At 31.1% G+C, this 1888-nt stretch carries 3 protein-coding genes; 1 reads left to right on the top strand and 2 read right to left on the bottom strand.

Features of this window, described 5'->3' with window-relative positions; all coding sequences use genetic code 11:
• On the top strand, positions 1-354 hold a 354-nt coding region (locus tag AC1UFB_RS20545), incomplete at its 5' end, for a DinB family protein (RefSeq protein WP_482590024.1).
• 145 nt (positions 355-499) lie between these two features.
• Here AC1UFB_RS20545 and AC1UFB_RS20540 read toward each other — a convergent pair.
• On the bottom strand, positions 500-922 hold the full coding sequence (locus tag AC1UFB_RS20540; RefSeq protein WP_482590023.1) for a helix-turn-helix domain-containing protein: 423 nt from the start codon (positions 920-922) through the stop codon (positions 500-502).
• 153 nt (positions 923-1075) lie between these two features.
• Positions 1076-1381, bottom strand: a complete 306-nt coding sequence (locus AC1UFB_RS20535) for a hypothetical protein (RefSeq protein WP_482590021.1) — start codon at positions 1379-1381, stop codon at positions 1076-1078.
• Positions 1382-1888 lie beyond the last annotated feature (507 nt).

The raw sequence follows: 1888 nt of genomic DNA, 5'->3' as shown, positions 1-1888 counted from the left end.
CATGCTTGGCTAGGTTCTTTTGTTCTTTCAGAAACCTCATCACCACTACTTACAAAAGAAATAATTAATAGTATGCAGGTAGACGATATCCAACGTTATTTTGAACAAGCTGATAGATACGTAGAAAAAGTATTCGAGCGATTCACGGATAAATTTGATGAGTCTATTGAAAAAGAGCTTGCTTGGAGAGCAAACAGTGGTCTTATAAGAAAAACACCTCGTCAATTACTTGTCCATTCAATTACTCACGAATCACATCATAAAGGACAAATTGTAGCTATGTTACGTCTACTTGGGCATACGCCTAAAAATACGGACATATTAGGGCTATCTGCAAAAGAACTTGCCAAATAATAAATTAAGAAATCTTTCCTAAAAGAGCACATTTTTAGAACAACATATGTGCTCTTTATCATGTATACCATATTCAATACTAGTTTACATAATGGATTTTCTAGGCACAAAAACAGGCTTCAAGTTCTCTTAAAGCCTGTTTTACTTACCTTTTTTCTTTAAAATCCTTTTTTATAGTCCAAAACGTTTTCTTTAAATCATCATAAAAAAACATCGTTAAGAATCCTAGTATTGTAACACCAGCTGAAAATGCACCTAAATCTAAAAATAATCCTACAAATACAAGAATGATTCCAATTATAAAACCAGGGTCTGATAAATCCTCAATTTTATTCTTTTTTTGATCTATTACTATTTTTTTCTGAAAAGAATGATCACCTTTAATTAGTTCATCTAACGTCACATTATATAAATCACTTAGCTTAATAAGATTTTCAATATCGGGATACCCTTTATTATTTTCCCACTTATATACAGCTTGCCTAGATACATTCATTTCTTGGGCCAATTCTTCCCTAGAAAGATTTTTTTCTTCCCTTAGTCTTTGCAATTGTTCTCCTAAGTTCAACTTAACCACCTCTTACGCCCACTTTATAACAAATATGTAAAAACTTCCACAAACGCTTAGTAGTAGGCTGTAAACCATTGGTTAACATAATCCAGATTATCGGCACAAATAAAGGGCAGGAGAATATAAAATTTCTCCTGCCCTTTATTTCGTTTAAGCTTCTCCTTGTACTTGATCCTTTATCATGACTCCAAATAAAGCAAAGAAGTTTAACACAACTAGAAATCCATAATAAATTCCAAGTCCATCAAAAAATAGAGAGAGAATAGGAAATATAATAGATTCTAAGCCAAATAACATAATAATAATCCCAAATCCTTTAGCAAGCTGCTTTTCATTCTTAGGTGTAAACATCTTTCCATACCCAGCAATAAAAGTAGTTTTTCCTTTTCTCCATACAAGCTGCCCTACGTAAATAATCAAGCAACTTAAGATACATACCAACGATACCTTCAACATTAAGAAAACACCTTCTTCCTAAACAAGAATCTTATATGTAACATTTTACCATATTGACGTATTTAATAATATGAATATCATATGCAGAGCTAGTTTACATAATCACTCTTTCCGGAACACATGAAAAAAACGAGCCCTTGATACACAAGGGCTCGTTTGCTTTTTAAATTTATGGTTTATGCAGCTTTTTATACATCGTTGATAGAATAGGCATTCTATTGAGCAAATCAAGGAAAACAATGTATAAAAAGTACACCTTTTATTCATATGCTGTAACCTTTATGAAATAGTATCGTTATAAACAGAAATACGACTGCCTCTTTACTGTTATAAAGATATGCAGATTAAATATGCAGAAAATAAATCTTATTTGTTATACATCTAAGGATGAATATTGAATGAGAAAACCTCCACTAATCGGGAGGGTTTTTTAAAATATTATATAAGGTTATTATATTCAATTCTATTTAGATTAATTTCTCTGTAGTAATTTTAATGTTCGATACA

This window comes from Priestia sp. KCTC 13724, assembly GCF_056820425.1.
The sequence above is the reverse complement of the archived record's forward strand: the minus strand, read 5'-3'. Positions and strand labels throughout refer to the sequence as shown.